This window comes from Microbacterium foliorum, assembly GCF_006385575.1.
Classification (GTDB): Bacteria; Actinomycetota; Actinomycetes; order Actinomycetales; family Microbacteriaceae; genus Microbacterium; species Microbacterium foliorum_B.
Genome location: NZ_CP041040.1, coordinates 2,654,036 through 2,673,380, shown reverse-complemented (window position 1 = coordinate 2,673,380; position 19,345 = coordinate 2,654,036). Strand labels below are relative to the sequence as shown.

Annotated in this window: 17 protein-coding genes and 1 tRNA gene; 10 read left to right on the top strand and 8 right to left on the bottom strand. The window is 66.8% G+C overall.

The window, feature by feature from the left end:
• Positions 1–39 precede the first annotated feature (39 nt).
• The 6 genes from FIV50_RS12955 to FIV50_RS12930 all read left to right on the top strand — a co-directional run bounded on the left by FIV50_RS12955 (position 40) and on the right by FIV50_RS12930 (position 6,863).
• Positions 40–1,323, top strand: a complete 1,284-nt coding sequence (locus FIV50_RS12955) for an aspartate kinase (protein ID WP_140037788.1) — start codon at positions 40–42, stop codon at positions 1,321–1,323.
• Between the two features lie 113 nt (positions 1,324–1,436).
• The gene (locus FIV50_RS12950) at positions 1,437–2,507 is read left to right on the top strand and encodes an aspartate-semialdehyde dehydrogenase (RefSeq protein WP_140037787.1); all 1,071 of its coding nucleotides are present in this window, start codon (positions 1,437–1,439) and stop codon (positions 2,505–2,507) included.
• 83 nt (positions 2,508–2,590) lie between these two features.
• Positions 2,591–4,063: a malate:quinone oxidoreductase gene (locus FIV50_RS12945; RefSeq protein WP_140037786.1), complete on the top strand. Its 1,473-nt coding sequence runs from the start codon at positions 2,591–2,593 to the stop codon at positions 4,061–4,063.
• Positions 4,064–4,070: 7 nt separating this feature from the next.
• Positions 4,071–4,724, top strand: a complete 654-nt coding sequence (locus FIV50_RS12940) for a thymidine kinase (RefSeq protein WP_140037785.1) — start codon at positions 4,071–4,073, stop codon at positions 4,722–4,724.
• 145 nt (positions 4,725–4,869) lie between these two features.
• On the top strand, positions 4,870–5,592 hold the full coding sequence (locus FIV50_RS12935; protein ID WP_140037784.1) for a FadR/GntR family transcriptional regulator: 723 nt from the start codon (positions 4,870–4,872) through the stop codon (positions 5,590–5,592).
• 11 nt (positions 5,593–5,603) lie between these two features.
• On the top strand, positions 5,604–6,863 hold the full coding sequence (locus tag FIV50_RS12930) for an alpha-hydroxy acid oxidase (protein ID WP_140037783.1): 1,260 nt from the start codon (positions 5,604–5,606) through the stop codon (positions 6,861–6,863).
• A gap of 12 nt (positions 6,864–6,875) precedes the next feature.
• Here FIV50_RS12930 and FIV50_RS12925 read toward each other — a convergent pair whose 3' ends face one another.
• From FIV50_RS12925 to FIV50_RS12900, 6 genes are all read right to left on the bottom strand, one after another.
• A complete protein-coding gene (locus tag FIV50_RS12925) occupies positions 6,876–7,721 on the bottom strand; it encodes a DUF1295 domain-containing protein (RefSeq protein WP_140037782.1) in 846 nt (281 codons plus the stop codon).
• A gap of 52 nt (positions 7,722–7,773) precedes the next feature.
• Positions 7,774–8,529: an HAD-IIB family hydrolase gene (locus FIV50_RS12920; protein WP_140037781.1), complete on the bottom strand. Its 756-nt coding sequence runs from the start codon at positions 8,527–8,529 to the stop codon at positions 7,774–7,776.
• Entirely contained in the window at positions 8,526–9,002 is a 477-nt protein-coding gene (locus FIV50_RS12915; protein ID WP_140037780.1) for a VanZ family protein, read from the bottom strand. Before FIV50_RS12915 ends, FIV50_RS12920 begins: the two co-directional genes overlap by 4 nt.
• Before the next feature lie 66 nt (positions 9,003–9,068).
• Positions 9,069–9,145: transfer RNA gene (locus tag FIV50_RS12910), tRNA-Pro, on the bottom strand.
• A gap of 53 nt (positions 9,146–9,198) precedes the next feature.
• On the bottom strand, positions 9,199–10,134 hold the full coding sequence (locus tag FIV50_RS12905; RefSeq protein WP_258184262.1) for a metallophosphoesterase: 936 nt from the start codon (positions 10,132–10,134) through the stop codon (positions 9,199–9,201).
• Positions 10,131–12,719 carry a transglycosylase domain-containing protein gene (locus tag FIV50_RS12900; RefSeq protein ID WP_140037778.1) on the bottom strand — a complete coding sequence of 863 codons (2,589 nt, stop codon included), beginning with the start codon at positions 12,717–12,719 and terminating at the stop codon, positions 10,131–10,133. Before FIV50_RS12900 ends, FIV50_RS12905 begins: the two co-directional genes overlap by 4 nt.
• A gap of 78 nt (positions 12,720–12,797) precedes the next feature.
• On the opposite strand from FIV50_RS12900, the gene FIV50_RS12895 reads away from it, so the two are divergent.
• Positions 12,798–13,022, top strand: coding sequence for a hypothetical protein (locus tag FIV50_RS12895; RefSeq protein WP_042539664.1), 225 nt, complete (start codon positions 12,798–12,800; stop codon positions 13,020–13,022).
• Positions 13,019–13,477: a RidA family protein gene (locus FIV50_RS12890; protein ID WP_140037777.1), complete on the top strand. Its 459-nt coding sequence runs from the start codon at positions 13,019–13,021 to the stop codon at positions 13,475–13,477. Before FIV50_RS12895 ends, FIV50_RS12890 begins: the two co-directional genes overlap by 4 nt.
• Before the next feature lie 56 nt (positions 13,478–13,533).
• Here FIV50_RS12890 and acs read toward each other — a convergent pair whose 3' ends face one another.
• Positions 13,534–15,501 carry an acetate--CoA ligase gene (gene acs / locus FIV50_RS12885; protein ID WP_140037776.1) on the bottom strand — a complete coding sequence of 656 codons (1,968 nt, stop codon included), beginning with the start codon at positions 15,499–15,501 and terminating at the stop codon, positions 13,534–13,536.
• Between the two features lie 411 nt (positions 15,502–15,912).
• Between acs and FIV50_RS12880 the strand changes: the two genes are divergently transcribed.
• Together FIV50_RS12880 and FIV50_RS12875 are read left to right on the top strand one after the other, a co-directional pair.
• Positions 15,913–16,533, top strand: coding sequence for an ATPase, T2SS/T4P/T4SS family (locus FIV50_RS12880; protein WP_258184261.1), 621 nt, complete (start codon positions 15,913–15,915; stop codon positions 16,531–16,533).
• A 246-nt stretch (positions 16,534–16,779) separates the two neighbouring features.
• Positions 16,780–17,046, top strand: coding sequence for a helix-turn-helix domain-containing protein (locus tag FIV50_RS12875; protein ID WP_140037775.1), 267 nt, complete (start codon positions 16,780–16,782; stop codon positions 17,044–17,046).
• Between the two features lie 823 nt (positions 17,047–17,869).
• Here FIV50_RS12875 and FIV50_RS12870 read toward each other — a convergent pair.
• The gene (locus tag FIV50_RS12870; RefSeq protein ID WP_140037774.1) at positions 17,870–18,778 is read right to left on the bottom strand and encodes a DNA-processing protein DprA; all 909 of its coding nucleotides are present in this window, start codon (positions 18,776–18,778) and stop codon (positions 17,870–17,872) included.
• Positions 18,779–19,345: the final 567 nt, after the last annotated feature.

Here is a 19,345-nt window from a genome sequence, read left to right as displayed (position 1 = left end):
GAGTGTGGGCGGATCCGCCCGACATCCCAGGGAGTGAACGTGGCCCTCATCGTGCAGAAGTACGGCGGCTCCTCAGTCGCCGACGCAGAGAGCATCAAGCGCGTCGCCAAGCGCATCGTCGATACACGCCGTGCGGGGCATGACGTGGTCGTCGCCGTGAGCGCGATGGGCGACACGACCGACGAGCTGCTCGACCTGGCGAACGAGGTGGCTCCGATCCCCGCTCCGCGCGAGCTCGACATGCTCCTCTCGAGCGGAGAGCGCATCTCGATGGCGCTCCTCGCCATGGCCATCCACTCGATGGGGTTCGAGGCGCGTTCGTTCACCGGCAGCCAGGCGGGAATGATCACCGACTCGCAGCACGGTGCGGCGCGCATCGTCGACGTCACGCCCATCCGTCTGCGGGAGGCCCTCGATGAGGGGGCGATCGTCATCGTCGCCGGGTTCCAGGGGTTCAACCGCGACACCCGTGACATCACCACGCTCGGCCGCGGCGGCTCCGACACGACGGCCGTCGCCCTGGCCGCGGCCCTCGATGCGGATGTCTGCGAGATCTACAGCGACGTCGACGGCATCTTCACGGCTGACCCTCGCGTCATCCCGAAGGCGCAGAAGCTCGACCACATCGGCAGCGAGGAGATGCTCGAGCTCGCCGCCAACGGCGCCAAGGTTCTCTATATCCGCGCCGTCGAGTACGCACGCCGTCACGGCGTCCTGATCCACGCCCGTTCGACGTTCTCGTCGTCCGAGGGCACATACGTTCTGGGCGAGGGCATGAAGAACCCTCGCGAAGCCGAGGGAGCAGCAGCCATGGAAGAACCGATCGTCGCCGGTGTCGCCACCGATTTCGGCCAGGCCAAGATCACGGTCGCGGGCGTTCCCGACGTTCCGGGCAAGGCCGCGGAGATCTTCAAGATCGTCGCCAAGTCCGGCGCGAACGTCGACATGATCGTGCAGAACGTGTCTGCGACCGGTCGCACCGACATCTCGTTCACGGTTCCCAAGGCCGACTCCGCGGGCGCGCTGAAGGCGCTGGCCGGTGAGCAGACCGAGGTCGGCTTCCAGAACCTCGTGCACGACGACCAGATCGGCAAGCTGTCGGTCGTGGGTGCCGGCATGCGCACGCACTCCGGCGTCTCTGCCGTGCTGTTCGAGGCGCTCTCGGCCGGCGGCATCAACATCGAGATGATCTCGACCTCCGAGATCCGCATCTCGGTCGTGCTGCGCGACACCGACCTCGCCGAGGCCGCCCGTACCGTGCACACCGCCTATGGCCTCGACGGCGACGCCGAGGCGACCGTCCACGCCGGCACCGGGCGCTGACCTCAACACGATAGACTCACCGAAACCCTGACATCGGCGCCAGGCACGGCATCCGCACCCCGACGTCGCGCCCGAAGCCTCGCATGCAGTACTGCACGACGCCAAGGAACATCATGACCCGCATCTCCGACTCAGGACTCTCCGTCGCCATCGTCGGCGCCACCGGCCAGGTGGGCACCGTGATGCGAGAGATCCTCATCGAGCGATCCTTCCCGATCCGCGAGCTGCGCCTGTTCTCGTCGTCGCGCTCCGCGGGCACGGCCATCGAGTTCGGAGGAGCGACGGTCATCGTCGAAGACGTCGAGACCGCGGATGCCCGGGGCATCGACATCGCCCTCTTCTCGGCCGGTGCGACCGCCAGCCGCGCCTACGCTCCTCGTTTCGCCGAGGCCGGAGCCGTCGTCGTCGACAACTCCAGCGCCTGGCGCAATGACCCCGAGGTTCCGCTCGTGGTCAGCGAGGTCAACCCGCATGCGATCGACGACCGCCCTCGCGGCATCATCGCCAACCCGAACTGCACCACGATGGCCGCCATGCCGGCGCTGAAGGCTCTGGATGCCGAGGCGGGCCTCGAACGGCTCATCGTCTCGACGTACCAGGCCGTCTCCGGTTCCGGCCTCGCCGGTGCGCAGGAGCTTCTCGGCCAGGTCGAGGGCGTGCTCGCCCAGGGCGACACGCTGCGTCTCGTGCACGACGGCTCGTCGATCGACTTCCCCCAGCCCGAGAAGTACGTCGCGCCGATCGCATTCGATGTCATCCCGTTCGCGGGCAACCTCGTCGACGACGGCCAGAACGAGACCGATGAGGAGAAGAAGCTCCGCAACGAGAGCCGCAAGATCCTCGAGCTGCCCGACCTCCGCGTCGCGGGCACCTGCGTGCGTGTGCCGGTCTTCACGGGTCACTCGCTCTCGATCAACGTCGAGTTCGCCCGAGACATCACTCCCGAGCGCGCGACCGAGGTGCTCTCCGCGGCTCCCGGCGTCGTTCTCGATGAGGTGCCCACCCCGCTGCAGGCGGCGGGCAAGGATCCGAGCTTCGTCGGTCGCATCCGCGCAGATCAGTCCGCGCCCGAGAACAAGGGCCTCGTGCTGTTCATCAGCAACGACAACCTGCGCAAGGGCGCGGCGCTGAATGCCGTGCAGATCGCCGAGATCCTCGCCGAGCGCCTGGTGGCCATAGCCTGATCGCATCCCCGCCATGCGGAACCGGTCTGATCTGGCCCGCCCGCGTGGTCGGCAGCGCCGTGACCTCGAACTAGACTGTTCCGGTGACCGAAACCGTCGATGTCGTCTTGATCGGTGGTGGCATCATGAGCGCCACCCTGGGTACCCTGCTGCACGAATTGCAGCCGGATTGGAAGATCGTCGCCTTCGAGCGACTCTCCGATGTGGCGCAGGAGTCCTCGAACCCCTGGAACAATGCGGGCACCGGCCACGCGGCGCTCTGCGAGCTGAACTACATGCCGCAGCAGAAGGGTGCTCCACTCGACCCGGCCAAGGCCGTCTCGATCAACGAGCAATTCCAGCAGAGTCGTCAGTTCTGGTCGTCGCTGGTCGACAGGGGAGTGCTCGACGCTCCGTCGACCTTCATCAACGCGACCCCGCACATGACGTTCGTCCGCGGTGAGAAGGACGTCAAGTACCTCAAGGACCGCTACGAGGTCCTCAAGAAGCAGCCCCTGTTCGACGGCATCGAGTACAGCGAGGACTCGCGCGTCATCAACAAGTGGGCGCCGCTGCTGATGCAGCAGCGCCGCAAGGGTGAGCCGTTCGCGGCCACCCGCGTGCCCGCGGGCACCGACGTCGACTTCGGTGCGCTCACGCACCAGCTCTTCGACCACCTCACCGATTCGGGCGTCACGCTGCGCACCAACCACGAGGTCAAGAGCCTGAAGAAGCAGAAAGACGGCACCTGGCTCATCAACTACCGCACGACGATCGGGCGCACGCCCAACCAGATCAAGGCGCGCTTCGTGTTCGTCGGCGCCGGCGGCTGGGCGCTCAAGCTGCTGCAGCGCTCGGGGATCCCCGAGATCAAGGGCTACGGCGTCTTCCCGATCGGTGGTCAGTTCCTCAAGACCTCGAACCCGAAGATCGTCGCCCAGCACCAGGCCAAGGTCTACTCGCAGGCATCCGTCGGAGCGCCGCCCATGTCGGTGCCGCACCTCGACACCCGTGTGGTCGACGGCGAGGCCTCGCTCATGTTCGGTCCGTTCGCGACGTTCAGCCCCAAGTTCCTCAAGAACGGCTCGATGCTCGACATCGTGTCGCAGGTGCGCACGCACAACCTGTGGCCGATGCTGCGCGTCGCGTTCGCGAACCCCGACCTCATCACGTACCTGGTGGGGGAGCTGATGAAGAACCACGCCAAGAAGGTCGACAGCCTCCGCACATTCATGCCGACGGCGAAGGACGAGGACTGGACGCTCATCGACGCCGGTCAGCGTGCACAGGTGATGAAGAAGGATGCCAAGAAGGGCGGCATCCTGCAGTTCGGCACCGAGGTGGTCGCGGCAGCCGACGGCTCGATCGCCGGTCTGCTCGGGGCCTCGCCCGGTGCGTCCACTGCCGTGCCGATCATGCTCGATCTGCTCAAGAAGTGCTTCCCCGAGGAGTACCCCGGGTGGGAGTCCGAGCTGCGTGAGCTCATCCCCACGTTCGGCGAGCAGCTGAACAAGAGCCCCGAGCTGGCGGCGAAGTCCACCGCGGCGACGGCGGCCACCCTCGGCATCAACGAGTAGCGCGCCGGTGGCGAAGCTCTACTTCCGCTACGGGGCGATGAACTCGGGCAAGTCCACCTCGCTGCTCCAGGCCGCCTACAACTACGAGGAACGCGGTCAGCATGTGCTGCTCGCGAAGCCGGCGATCGACACCAAGGGCGCCTCCGAGATCGCGAGCCGTCTCGGGGTGACTCGAGAGGTCGACTTCCTCATCGGCGCCGATGCCGACGCGCGAGCGCTGTTCGCGGCGCAGCGAGAGGCGGTGCGCAGCGCTGCCGCGGGGGAGCACCTCGCGGGCGGAGCGCTCGACGTCGCGTGTCTCCTCATCGACGAGGCGCAGTTCCTCACCTCCGAGCAGGTCGACGACCTCTTCCGCATCGCGATCGAGGACGGCATCCCGGTGATCGCCTACGGGATCCGCAACGACTTCTTGACGCACGCATTCCCGGGTTCGGCACGGCTTCTCGCCATCGCGCACTCTCTCGAAGAGCTCAAGACCATCTGCCGCTGCGGGCGCAAGGCCGTCTTCAACGGCCGCGTGGTCGGCGGGCGCTTCGTCTTCGACGGCGATCAGGTCGCGATCGACGAGGGCGCCGACGGGTCGGTGGCGCCGGAGATCACGACGTACGAGTCGCTGTGCGGTGCGTGCTACCTCGAGGAGTCCGGCGGGCGTCTGGGCTGAGAGCCCCCTGCACATCCTCCCTCTGCCTTCGGGCGGTGTCTCGGCATGCGCGGATTGCGTGGTCTGACCACACGCGCTACTGTGGTCAGACCACATGAGCACGACCGCGACGGACGCAGCCGAACGCGAACGATGAGGAGAGCGGATGCCGGAGCAGCCTGCACGCGCCTGGCGCCTCGTCCTCGAGCACATCGAGCGGGACCTTCTCGACGGCCGCCTCGGCCCCGGCGACCGCCTCGCCTCTGAACGCGACCTCGCGGCCGACCTCGGCGTCGGGCGATCGAGTGTCCGCGAGGCTGTTCGCGTGCTCGAGGTGATGGGCTTGATCCGCACCGCGACGGGCTCAGGGCCCCAGTCGGGGGCGATCGTGATCGCCACGCCGACCGGCGGCATGTCGACGCTCCTGCGTCTCCAGGTCGCTGCGCAGGGCTTCCCGCTCGCGGATGTGGTGCAGACCCGTCTGCTGCTCGAAGACGCCGTCGTCGAGGCGTTGGCCGGGCAGGACGAGCCCGATCTCTCTGTCGCGCACCGAGTGATCGAGGCGATGGAGGCCGACGCGCTCACGTCCGCCGAGTTCCTCGCCCTCGACGCGCAGTTGCACCTCGCACTCGCCGAGTCCAGCGGCAACACCGTCGTCGCGGCGATCATGGCAGGGCTGCGCACGGCGATCGAGTCGTACGTGCGGGAGGGCGCGGCCGCGATCGACGACTGGGGCGCCATGGCCGACGTGCTCCGCTCCGAGCATCGAGCCATCGTCGGGGCCATCGCAGCGGGTGATGCCACGGCGGCGAGGACTCTCGTTCGTGCGCACATCACCGGCTACTACACCGCGGCGGGCCTCACCCGCAGCACTCGACCCACCGACTGAGAGGACACGACATGGTCCAGCGCCAGGTTCCCAACCCCGCAGAGCTTCTCGACCTGATGAAGTTCAAGAAGCCCGAGTTCAACGGCAGGAAGCGTCGTCTCGACGCTGCGCTCACGATCGACGACCTGCGCACGATCGCGAAGCGTCGCACGCCGAAGGCGGCATTCGACTACACCGACGGCGCGGCCGAGGGCGAGCTCTCGCTCACGCGTGCGCGCCAGGCGTTCCAGGATGTCGAGTTCCACCCCGGCATCCTTCGCCCGGCTCCGTCGGTCGACACCTCGGTCGACATCCTGGGTGGTCCGTCGGCGCTGCCGTTCGGCATCGCCCCGACCGGCTTCACCCGCCTCATGCAGACCGAGGGCGAGGTCGCCGGCGCCGGCGCCGCAGCCGCGGCCGGCATCCCGTTCACTCTCTCCACTCTCGGTACGACGTCGATCGAGGGCGTCAAGGCAGCGAACCCGCACGGCCGCAACTGGTTCCAGCTGTACGTCATGCGCGATCGTGAGATCTCGTACGAGCTCACCCGTCGCGCGGCTGCCGCGGGCTTCGACACGCTGCAGTTCACGGTCGACACACCGGTCGCGGGCGCGCGACTGCGTGACAAGCGCAATGGATTCAGCATCCCACCGCAGCTCACCCTCGGCACGATCGTCAACGCGATCCCACGTCCGTGGTGGTGGTACGACTTCCTGACGACGCCCAAGCTCGAGTTCGCGTCGCTGAGCACCACCGGCGGCACCGTCGGCGAGCTGCTCGACGCCGCCATGGACCCGACGATCAGCTACGACGACCTCGCCGTGATCCGCGACATCTGGCCCGGCAAGATCGTGATCAAGGGCGTGCAGAACGTCGAGGACTCAGTGCGGCTGCGCGACGCCGGCGTCGACGGCATCGTGCTGTCCAACCACGGCGGGCGTCAGCTCGACCGCGCGCCGATCCCGTTCCATCTGCTGCCCGAGGTGCGCAAGGCTGTCGGTGACGACTTCACGGTCATGATCGACACGGGCATCATGAACGGCGCCGACATCGTCGCCGCCGTGGCACTCGGCGCCGACTTCACGCTCATCGGCCGTGCGTACCTCTACGGGTTGATGGCGGGCGGTCGTGCAGGTGTCGACCGCACCATCGAGATACTGCGCACCGAGATCGAGCGCACCATGCGACTCCTGGGCGTCGCCTCCCTCGCCGAGCTCGAGCCGTCGCATGTCACCCAGCTCACTCGCCTCGTGCCGGTGACGCGCACGGGCTCCGACGCGGTCGTGCGCTGACGCAGCCTGTTGTCAGGCCGCGGGTTCGGCGACTGGCCGTGCCCGCGGCGGCCAGGGGATGAGCATCGACGTCCTGCGGCGATACTCCGCGTAGGCCGGGTACTTGCCGGCGGTGATGGACTCGGTGAAGATCGTCGAGCCGACGAACAGGACGCTGAGCAGGATCGGGCCGATGATCGTCCCATTGATCACGCCGCCGAGGAACCCCGCGCCAGATGCCACCGCGGCACTTGCCCCGATCGCGTAGAGGACCCACCATTGGCTCTGCTCGAAGAAGAAGTTGGGGTGGCGGCTGTAACGGAACAGCCCCTCGGTGACGAAGCCCGGAGCCAGCGTGCCACCGGCCTGCTTCTTCCGTCGGTGGAACTCCCACTGTTCGCGGTCGGCGACGGTCTCGCCGACCAGCAGCAGGAGGAAGAGCGCACCCAGGAGAAGATCCGCGGCGTTCAGCGGGGCGGGGTTCTGCCGAGCGACCTCGGCCGGAAGCGTGATCAGCACGAGCAGCGTCATCTGGTACCCGATGATGAACAGCAGGTTGAAGATCTGGAACTGCCAGGGCTTCATGCGCCCACGCAGAATCGCCCACCGATAGTCCTCCATGCCGGTGTATCCGCCCTTGCGGGCGAAGTTGAAGGTCAGGCGGATGCCCCACGCGGTCACGAGCGCCGCCATGAGGGTCAGACGGCCAGCGTCGTCACCGCTCGCGATACCCGCTCCCGCGAAGATCCAGATGTAGACGACCGGAAGGATCGACCATGCCCGGTCGACCCAGGAGGTGTCTCGGGTGAGGAGAGACAGGATCCAGCACGCCGCGCTCGCGACTGCTGCGGTCAGGATGACGATCAGCAGCGGTTCCATATCGACATGCTAGAACTCTGCAGCCGATAGTGGGGGAGGCGGGTGTCGACGGTCAGAGGGTCGGGAGAAGCTCGTCGAGCTTCTCGGCGGTGTCTTCCCAGCCCTCGACGGCTACGGAGGGCACGCCGATCGCGAGGACGGGGTAGTCGTTGCCGCCCTCGTCGAGTCGGTCGCCGTAGAAGAGCATCGACGTGAGCGGGATGCTGGTGTGCTCGGCGAGCTGCTTCATGCCGAATGCCTTGTCGATGCCCGCCAGGGTGATGTCGATCGAGGTCGAGCCGCCTGACCGCACCTCGAGGTCGGGAAGTCGCGCCGCCACGGCGTCGCGCAGAGACTCCCGCTTCGCACCGGACGGGTCCCACTCGTGCTTCGCGTCACGGGGAGCTTTCTGCCCGAGTGCCGAGAAGGTGATCTGAGATCCGCGGTCCTCGAGGATCTCGCCCCACGGCTGCGCCTCCCAGAGCCCCAGGCGCTCCGCCTCTTCACGCAGTGCGGTGAGGGCTGCGGACTTCTGCTCGGCGGTGAGGTCGTGCGCGTAGAGCGGCGAGAAGTCCGTGCCGTCGTGTCGCAGGTACCGGGTGCCGCAGGTCGGGAGCAGATGCAGTCGTGCGGCGGACTCGCCATCGATGGCCCCGAGCCGAGCGATCACCTGCGCGCGGAACTGGGTCTCGTTGCCGCCCGAGATGATCGCGACATCGACCTTCTGCAGCAGGGCGAGCAGCAGCGTGGCCATGCGCGGGTCGATCGGCTCTTTCGACGGGGCGAGGGTGTCGTCGAGATCGAAGGCGACGAGTGCGGGCGAAGTCATGATGCCTCCAGGGTAGGCGGGCGATGCTGAGAGAAACGCGGTGCGAAGAGCAGGGTGCCCGTGATCGCGATGGCGACCCCGATCAGGGCTCCGCCGGAGTTCGCCACCACATCGGTGAGGGTGGCTGCGCGATGGGGCAGTACGAGGCGCTGGAAGGCTTCGATCGAGAGCGACAGCGCAGGTCCGAGCACGATCGCCAGGGGCCAGAGGCGGCGCGGCACGAGGATGAACGCGAGGATGCCGATGGGCACGAACACCAGCACGTTGGCGATGATCTCGAGGCGGGTGAAGTCGAGAGACTCCCACCCCAGGCGGTGCGCGGACGACAGCACGAGATCGAGCAGGTTCGGCATCGACTCCTCGACGCGCGCGGGCGTGAGTGTGAGCAATGCCAGGCCGATGAAGAACGGGATTCCGAGAGCGAGCGCGATACCGCGGGTGAGCCGGCGCGGGGGCGGCAGCAGACGACTCACACGGTGCCTTTCACCTCGGGACGGATACAGAGAAGGCCGCCCGTGAGGACGGCCTTCCGGTGTTACTGGTCGGGGTGACAGGATTTGAACCTGCGACCTCTTCGTCCCGAACGAAGCGCGCTACCAAGCTGCGCCACACCCCGTTTTGCAACCCTCCGAGTCTACAGCGAAATGCTCTCAGCGCCGAATCGAGGCGTCAAGCGCGCGCCGTCAGCGTGAGCAGCGTCGCCTCGGGGCGGCATGCGAAGCGCACCGGTGCGTAGATCGAGTGCCCACAGCCGGCGCTGACGTTGAGCGGAACCGTGCGGTCTCCCTGCGTCCACGTGCTGAGGCCCTTCGCCTGCTTCAGCGGGATGTCGCAGTTGGCGACGAGAGCGCCGAAGCCCGGCAGGCAGACCTGGCCGCCGTGCGTGTGGCCTCCGAAGATGGCGTCGGCACCGAGATCGACGAAGCCGTTCAGCACTCGCTGATACGGCGCGTGGGTGACTCCGAGCACGGTCGTGTCGGCATCCCGCTTGCCGAGGGCGTCGATCGCATCCGGCAGATCTTCGAGTCGATCCCAGTCGCAGTGCGCGTCGCTCACCCCGAAGAGGTCGAGCGGGTTGCCGGCGACCGTGAGTCGTGCAGCCGCGTTGTTCAGCCCCGTCCATCCGAGCTCGTCGGTGAAGTAGGAATCCATCGCATCGGTGTCGAGGAAGTTCAGGTCGCGCGGTCGCTCCGACGGGCCCGCGAAGTACCGGATCGGATTTCGCGGCGACGGGCCGATCACGTCGTTCGAGCCGTGCACGAAGACGCCGGGGATGCCGGCAAGAGGATCGAACGCTCGTCGGATGCCCGCGAGACCGTCTCGATGCCCCAGGTTGTCGCCCGTGTTGATGATGAGATCGGGCTTCAGCTGCGCGAGGGAGGCGAGCCAGTCCTGTTTGCGATGCTGCCACGGAGCCATGTGCGCGTCAGAGATGTGCAGCACGCGCAGTGGCGCTGAGCCGGGGGCGAGAGCGGATGCCGTCGCCTCACGCACCGTGAACAGGTAGCGCTCGATGCCGATGCCCCAGACGGCGGCCGCAGCACCAGCGGCCCCCACCGCGCCGAGCGCGATGAGGGCCGGGTGTGCCGCATGGCGCGACGTCACTTGCAGCTGACCTTGATGGACGTGCTCTTGGTGGTCGCCGTGTTCGCTGCCGGGTCGGTCGACGTCACTTCTGCACTCTGTCCGTTGCATGATCCGTCGAAGTCGATCGACGAGAACCCTGCGCCGAACAGAGCGCTCTGCGCTTCGGACTTCGACTGGCCTGTGACGTCCGGCACGGTCGCGCCCTGGCCGTTGCTCGGCGAGATAGTGATGGTCGCCCCGCTCGGAGCCTGTCCGGACGGGTCCTGAGCCATGATCACATCGCCTGCGGGGCCATCGACGGCCGGGCCGACATTTGCGGTGAAGCCTGCTGCCTCGATGATCGAGCTCGCTTCTCCGACCGACTTGCCCACGACATTCGGAACGTCCGTCAGCACCTGGCGGACCAGCTTGTCATCGGGCCGGGGGAAGTCGCCGGCGGGGTAGACAGCGTTCGCGGCTCCCTGGATCGCTCGGGCGAGCCCGTAGCGGATGTCGCCCAGTCGGGTGCCATCGCCGTTGCGGAAGTCGTTCAGCGGCACGCGGCCGTCGACGTTGCCCACCCACACCGCAGTCGTGACCCTGGTGCTCGACTCGACGAGCATCGTGTGCTCCTTCTCGGCGGTACCGGTCTTGCCGATCAGCTGGGTGCCGTCGAACGGGTTCGCCCTGGTGCCCGTGCCGTTGCCCTCCATGACGCCGCGCAGTGCGAATGCGGCGGTGGCGGCCACCTCGGGAGTGAGCTGAGGAGAGCAGTTCTGCGCAGGAGGCGTGATCTCCGCTCCGTTCTCACCCACGACCCTGTCGATCACGCGTGGCTCGCAGTAGACGCCGCCGTTCGCGACCGCCGCGTAGGCGCCGGCCATCTGCAGCGGGGCCACGCTCTTCGAGCCGAGGACCGTCGGGAACGGATCGTTCGGGGCGGTGTTGGAGGTGGTCCCGCCGACGGTGATGTCATCGCCGTTGCCGTAGTGGACGCCGAGTCTCTTGGCGACCTCGTTGATGTCGCAGAGGTCGAGCTGCTGCGCCATCGCGAGGAAGCCGGTGTTCAGCGACTGCGCGGTGAACTGCCGCACGCTGCCGACCGAACCGCCGGAGTTGCCGAAGTTGTTGATCTTGGCGCTGTTCGTCACCCGGTCCCCGCACTTCGTGAAGGGACTGAAGGTCTTGAGACGGCCGTCGAGCACCTGGTTGACCGAGTGGCCCGACTCCAGCCAGCTCAGCAGCGTGAAGAGCTTGTAGGTCGATCCGGTCTCGAACCCGTAGGTCGAGCCGCCGTGGGCCTTGTCGGCGGCGAAGACCTGCGAGGTCTCGCCGGCGGCGAGGTTCGCCTCGGTCGTCTCGTTGAAGACGGTGTTCTGGGCCATGGCGAGAATGCGCCCGGTGGACGCTTCGACCGACACTCCGGCGCCGCCGACGAGGATTCCGGGCATAGCCTGCGGAACCTGCGACCTCACGGCGTCGATCGCGGTCTGCTGCACACGCAGGTCGAGCGAGGTGTAGATCTCCATGCCACCTCGGCGCAGGTTCGCGCGACGTTCCTCTTCGGTGGCTCCGAAGGCTTCGTCGTTCTCGATGACGGCCTTGACGTACTGGCAGAAGTAGGCGTTGTCGCCTGCGGCCCCGCAACCCTGCTGAGGCTCGCTCAGCACCGGAGTGATCGGCGTGGCCACGGCCTCGTCATGTGCGGCCTGCGTGATCTTGCCGTCGAGCAGCATCCGCTCGAGCACGTAGTCTCTGCGGTCCTTCGTGTCCTTGTAGCCGTCGGCGTCTCCGTTGTGTGCGACTCCGGCGTCATCGGTCCAGATCCCGCCAGGGCGGTCGATGCGGAACCTGTTGGGCTCCTGGACCATGCCGGCGATCGTGGCCGCCTGAGCGAGGCTGAGGTTCGCGGCGGTGGTCGAGAAGTAGCGGTTCGCTGCGGCCTCGATGCCGTAGATGGTGCCACCGAAGTTGGCGATGTTGAGGTAGCCGAGGAGGATCTCGTTCTTCGAGTACTCCTTCTCGATCTTCAACGCGTAGCGCATCTCCTGCAGCTTGCGCTCGACACCTTCGCCGCCCTCGGCGACGGCGGCATCGAGGAAGCACTGCTCGATCTGAGTGGAGTAGTCCTCGGCCGCAGGATCGACGTCCTGCTCGCACTCCTGCACCTGGACGTTCTTGACGTACTGCTGGGTGATCGTGGAGGCGCCTCGGTCGGTGGTGCCCGCGACATTCCCGACGGCGGCCTTGATGGTCGCGCCGAGGTTGATCCCGCCGTGAGTGTAGAAGTTCTTGTCCTCGCTCGAGAGCATCGCGTCGTACATCACCGGTGCGACCTGGTCGTAGGCGACCGGGATGCGCTTCTGCTCGTAGAACGATGCGAGCGCGACGGGGTTGCCGTCGAGACCGGTCGCGTAGATCGTCGACTGCTGCATCGGTGCGCCGACCTGGAGGTTCTCCGGGAGGTCTTCGAAGATGGTGAGGGCCTGCGACCCGGCGATACCGGTCATCGCCAGCACAGGGGTGACGCTGGCCGCGACGAGGAGACCGGCGACGGCGCTCAGCCCGACGAGTCCGAGGACTCCGCCGAGCGCACCTTTCACCGTGCGATTCTTTTGAGGCATACGCTAGATCGTAGGGGAGTTCCCTGAATACCGCCTTTGACGCAGCCGCCAGCGCGGCTGCCGCCAGACAGGAGAGCCATGACCACCTGGGAGTACCTCACCACACCGCTGCTGATCCACAACACCGCTGCGATCCTCAACAACTGGGGCAAGCAGGGCTGGGAGCTCGTGCAGGTGATCCAGGGGCCCGAGGGTGGGCTCGTGGCCTACTTCAAGCGTCCGGTGTCGGCGGATGCCGCAGGCAACGCCGGTCTCGCGGCCGCCGCTGAGGCGTCGCGCCAGTTCGAAGGGGGCGCGGCATGAGCGTCTCCCAGCGTCTGGCCGAGCTCGGCATCGAGCTTCCGGCTGTGGCCGCGCCCGTCGCCGCCTACGTTCCGGCCGTCGTCCACGACGGACTCGTCTACACCTCCGGTCAGCTGCCGTTCACTGCCGGTGAGCTGCCGGCGACCGGCAAGGTCGGCGCAGAGGTCAGCGCCGAAGACGCGAACGGCTACGCCCGCACCTGCGCGCTGAACGCCCTCGCCGCGGCGGCGGATGCTGCCGGGGGAGTGGACAGGATCGGCGGAGTGCTGCGAGTCGGCGGCTTTGTGGCATCCACGCCCGATTTCACCGGCCAGCCCGGCGTCATCAACGGAGCGAGCCTCGTGCTCGGCGAGATCTTCGGCGACGCCGGTCGTCATGCGCGCGCGGCCGTCGGCGTGCCGGTTCTGCCGCTCGACAGCCCGGTCGAGGTAGAGGTCACCTTCATCCTCGCCTGACCGTCCTGTGAAGAAGGCCCCTTCCCGAATCGGGAGGGGGCCTTCTCGCATCGGCGCTACTTGACCTGGGCCGAGATGATGCTCATCACCGCGGTGTCTGCCAGCGTCGTGGTGTCGCCGACCTCGCGTCCTTCGGCCACGTCGCGCAGCAGCCGCCGCATGATCTTGCCCGAGCGGGTCTTCGGCAGTTCGCCGACGATGTAGACGTCGCGGGGGCGTGCGATCGCACCGATCTGCTCACCCACCCAGACGCGCAGCTGCTGAGCGAGGCCGGCGGGGTCGTGCGCCGAGAGGTAGCTCTCCTTGATGATCACGAACGCCACGACGGCTTGGCCGGTGGTCTCATCGGCGGCTCCGACCACAGCGGCCTCGGCCGTGGCCTCGTGCGCCACGAGCGACGACTCGATCTCGGCGGTCGAGAGTCGGTGACCCGAGACGTTCATGACGTCATCCACTCGTCCGAGCAGCCAGAGGTCGCCGTCGTCATCGAGACGAGCGCCGTCGCCGGCGAAGTAATAGCCCTGCTTCTCGAACTTCTCCCAGTACGTCTCCTTGTAGCGCTCGGGGTCGCCCCAGATGCCGCGCAGCATGCTCGGCCAGGGTTCGGTGACGACGAGAAGACCGCCGTTTCCGTTGCCCACCTCGGCGCCGGTCTCATCGACGACGTCGATCGAGATCCCGGGCAGCGGCACCTGCGCGGAGCCCGGCTTGGTGGCCGTGACGCCAGGGAGCGCCGACACCATGATCGCGCCGGTCTCGGTCTGCCACCACGTGTCGACGATGGGCGTCGTGCCCGCACCGATCACGTCGCGGTACCAGATCCAGGCTTCGGGATTGATGGGTTCGCCCACCGAGCCGAGCAGACGCAGCGACGACAGGTCGAACTTCGCCGGCACGCTGCGGCCGATCTTCATGAACGAGCGGATCGCGGTCGGCGCCGTGTAGAAGATCGAGACCTTGTACTTCTCGATGATCTCCCACCAGCGTCCGGGGTGCGGGGCGTCGGGGGTGCCCTCGTAGATCACCTGGGTCGCGCCGTTCGCGAGCGGGCCGTAAGTGACGTAGCTGTGCCCGGTGATCCATCCGATGTCGGCCGTGCACCAGTACACGTCGGTCTCGGGGTGCAGGTCGAACACGTACTTGTGCGAGTACGCGGCCTGGGTCAGGTATCCGCCGGAGGTGTGCAGGATGCCCTTGGGCTTTCCGGTCGTGCCCGAGGTGTAGAGGATGAACAGCGGGTTCTCGGCGGGGAATGCCTCGGCCGTGTGCTCGGGCGACGCGGCCGGAACCACGTCATGCCACCAGAGGTCGCGGCCGTCCTGCCAGTCGACCTCGTTCTCGCCGCGTCTGACGACCAGCACGTGCTCGACGGTCTGCTGCTCGCCGTCGCCACGGTCTGCGAGGGCCTGGTCGACAGCCGGCTTCAGTGCCGAGACGCGACCCTTGCGGTATCCCCCGTCGGCGGTGATGACGAGCTTGGCGCCCGCATCGTCGATGCGGGAGCGCAGGCTGTCGGCGCTGAAGCCGCCGAACACGACCGAGTGGATGGCGCCGACCCGTGCGACGGCGAGCATCGACGCGACCGCCTCGGGGATCATCGGCAGGTAGATCGCGACGCGGTCTCCGTGACCGACGCCGAGGCCCTCGAGCACATTGGCGACGCGCTTGACCTCGTCGGTGAGCTCGGCGTAGGTGATGGTGCGCGAGTCGCCCGGTTCGCCCTCCCAGTGCAGGGCGACGCGATCGCCGTTCCCCGCTTCGACATGCCGGTCGAGGCAGTTGTAGGCCACATTCAGCTCGCCGTCGTCGAACCACTTCGCGAAAGGAGGAGCCGACCAGTCGAGCACACGCGTGAACGGCTTGTGCCAGTCGAGGAGCTCGGTGGACTGAGCAGCCCAGAAGGCCTCACGGTCGGCCGCCGCGCTCTCGTACAGTGCGGGGGAGGAGACCGACTGTGCGACGAACTCCTCGGACGGCGGGAACTGGCGGGTCTCATCGAGAAGATGATCGATCTGGCTGCTCATCGGCAGGCGCTCCTTTGCGGCGTAGCAGGTCGTGCGGGCATGACCGCGTTTGCAGCGATCAGGTCAGGGCGAATCTAGTCTCGCCCACCGACACCGCATACTGCCGGAAGTCGGTACTGGGGTGGGTTTTGTCAGGACGGTCGCCTTGCGTACACTCGACGACAGCCGAATTCTCATTCTGGCCTTGGCGTGCCCGATTCCCCCATGAGGGACGCCGTGGGCGGCATCTCATTCCCCCCGTGAGATGCCGCCCTCTCTTTTTCGGGAGCGCTCCCATCGGGGACCGGCCCCTCGAGCCCGTCTTCGCGACCTTCTCTGCACGCCGAACGTCCGGTCGGGGTTGCCCACAGGCGCCGTCGGAGCCTCTCCCTGCGTGGGTCGTGCGTCCGGCGCTGGGCCTAGCTTCGGGGGATGCCCGATCCCTTCGTCATCCAGCCGCGCGGTTCATCGTCGCTCGTCGACGGCGCCACACGAGGAGGTGGCATGCCGCTGCGGGTCGATCCCGTCTTCGGCCCACTCGCAGAGCACTGCGCCGACGAGGAGGTCACCGACATCTTCGTCAACGGCGCCTCAGGGCTGTTCGTCGACCGGGGCCGCGGCGCCGAGGCCGTGCGTGGGTGGAGCGCATCCGAACGGGAGGTTCGCGATCTCGCGGTCGCGCTGGTCGGCCTCGGCGGTCGCCATCTCGACGACCAAGCGCCCTGCGTCGACGTGAGGCTCGAGTCCGGCATCAGAGTGCATGCCATCCTCTCGCCGGTCTCGACGTCGGGCACGGCGCTGTCGATCCGCGTGCCCAGAGTGCGCGCCGCGGATCTCGATGCGCTGGCGGCGCTCGGTGCCTTCGACGCAAGGCAGCACAGGTGGCTCCTCGGTCTGGTGGCTGAGCGCGCGAACATCCTCATCACCGGCGGCACCGGCACAGGCAAGACGACTCTGCTGTCGGCGCTGCTGTCGGCCGCGCCGACCTCCGAGCGCATCGTCACCATCGAGGATGTCGCCGAGCTCGTGTTATCTGCACTTGCATCTCATTGAACCAAAGAAGATCCCTGGTCGCAGATCATAACGCCCTGATTCTATGTCGTGAGGCACGAGCGACACGAGACCTCGGGTGCGCCGTCCCTCTCGCGCCAGTGCAGCCGCGCTTCGACCCGCGCCGCGTCCTGCTTCAGCATGGGATCTTGAGTGACGAGATTGCGCGGAGAGGATATGGGATATGCAATATTGCATAAGTCGTCGGCGCTCCCGACCGCACGTCGCCGTGCCTTCAGAATTCGAAGCGTGCCGGACAATTATGCGCGCGTCGCCCACGCAATGGTGGACGTGCTGCGTGACCGCACGCGCGAGCTAGGCCTGACGCAGGTTCAATTGGCTGAACGTGCCGGGATCACTCAAGACCGTGTCTCTCGCGTCTATGGGCATGGAGTGACATTGTCTTTTGAAGTGGCCATTGCTCTATGCGCTTCTCTTGACCTCTCTCTTGAAGCTGCTTATCAAGCGGCGCGACGCCGTGCGTCGACCGAAGACTCGGGGCGCCGTCCAAAGTAGCGACCGCAGCGGTTACTGGCCGCCCCATGTCTGGCGCTGACGGAATGGGTGGGCATCATCGCCCGGAACAACTAGTGGATCACGCGGTGAACGGGGCAGATGCTGCTGTCGAACGGTGCGGCAGGATTTGCGCGAAGAAATGCCCCATGGTCGTTCCTGGACGGGTCGAGTGCCCGGCCGAGAACGACGATTCTGGCCGCAACACCTCGCTGCTCGAATGCTGCCGCCACAGACTCGGCGTGCCCTCCAGTGACCCACGTGTCGTCGAGGACGAGCACTTTGCCAGTCCCAGGAGGGAGGTCGATTTCCCAGTGCTCCGGACTCAGGGTTCGTCTGGAGTTTCTCGTTCCGCCGACGGGTCCGACGTAGCGAGCAGTGGCTCGTGGCACATTCGAGCTCAGCATGTTCACGATGTTCTGCTCAAAGGGGTGAGGTCCCGGTCGGAGGCCACTCGTGCTCGGTATGTGAGCGATTGCGAGTGGATGGTCGGCGTCGCGCTTTGCTAGACAGTCGGTGTGGCGAGTAAACGCCAAGGCGAACATGGTTCGCAGGCGTCCGAGCTGGTCCGGGGATACGGTCGCTTCCTTGTATTGCCGCAGGTCTTGATAGCCCTGGGAATCCATGGGCGCCCAGCTGAGTGCGACGACACCCCCGCGAGCGAGTTGAATGCCGGACCGCTGGAACGCTTCGCAGGGAACGCAGTGGTTGTAACTCGGAGACGACGTCGGGGCGGAGCAGCGTACGCAGAGCCCGGGGGTGTGCGCGGGAACGTTCCGGTATGCGCCCCGGATGACGCGCTCGGGCTCGTCAAACTCAGAGTCGCTCACGACGCGAGGAGAGCGCCGAAGAATGATCCCTGGGCAGCTTGGTCTCGCCTCCGATGAAGTGCGAGCACCAGGTCTGCGGCATCATTGGCGTCCTCGGCCACGGATACGTCGTAGCCACCCTTGAGTATGTCCTGTGCCCACGCGATTGTCCGCGCGACGTGTGCGCTCAGGATCAGCGGGCGCCCGTGCTTGAGTGCGGCACGTGCTTGAATTCTGGTGCCTGATGTCTCGCCGGCCTCGGCGATAACGGTCGCAGACGAGAAGCCGGACATGACCACGTTGCGCATTGGGAAGGATCGCTTGCTCGCCGAGGCGCCCGGGGGAAACTGAGACAACAGGAGGTGGTCTCGGGCCAACTCGTCCTGGAGAGAGGCATTCTCGCGCGGGTAATAGACACCATGTCCGGTACCGATGACTGCCACTGTGCGGCCGCCGGCCTCGAGGGATGCTCTGATCGCAACCGTGTCGATGCCTCGGGCGAGGCCGCTCACGACGGGAACGTCGTGACTGGCGAGGATTCGTGCGAGGTCGCGAGCGAAGGCTTCGCCGCCCTGGCTCGGTTGGCGCGTCCCGACGATTGCCACTGCGTCGTTGTCCCGGCTCGAGAGTGCTCCCTGCCAATAGAGCACAGGTGGGGCATCGTGGACTGTGCGGAGGGCCGCGGGGTAGTCGTCGCTCACGACGGTCGATACATGAATTGACCGTCGCTCAAGATCCGCAACCATCGACGCGGCTGTTTGGAGTTCGCCGTCACGTTCACCGTTGATGAGCTGCCCGTCATAGGAGGCGTCCAGAACCGCGGTGGGGGAGCCGAGCTGCTCGATCTGCAGGCGCGTCGATGCCCAAGAAAATTTCGGGCGGCTCGCGAGGGCGAGCAGTGCCAGGCTGTCTTCGGGGGCTCGCATGAACACAGGTTACCTCCGGTCACCGACATGCCGTTGTGTGGCTTGGTCTCAAGAATTATCACCGCGCGATGGACGCGTGAACCGATGACGCGCGCGTGTCATGTGCGACCCATCGCTGCGTGCGATCCCGGGAGTGCAGTTCTCTCGCCCGCAAAGTGTCGAGAGTGACCTCGCTGGCGGTCGAAGAGCCTCGTTCTCCCGTCGGAGGGTCTCCGCGGAGAGTATGCGATATGGCATAATCAGTAGCGCTACGAAGCAATCATTCCTTCGGCTGAGCGCATGCCGCGCGGCTCGACCTGCACGTGCCGCTGCGCATCGGCTCCGGGTCGCCTCGGTGTGTAGGTCTCGTTCAGGTCGACCCCGATTGTGGAGTAGCAGTGACTGATTCGCGACCGATCTGGTGGAGCGCTACGGAGGTCCAAGCGCCCGATACTTGGAGCGAGGCGTTCGAGTCGCTCACTGCCGATGCGCGTGCGGACCGGCTGGGTCTCGCGGCGGGCATCTTTATCGCCCGGGTTCGCCGGCGGACGGGGCGCGGACCGACGTTCTCCGAGTTGTTCGCCGAGC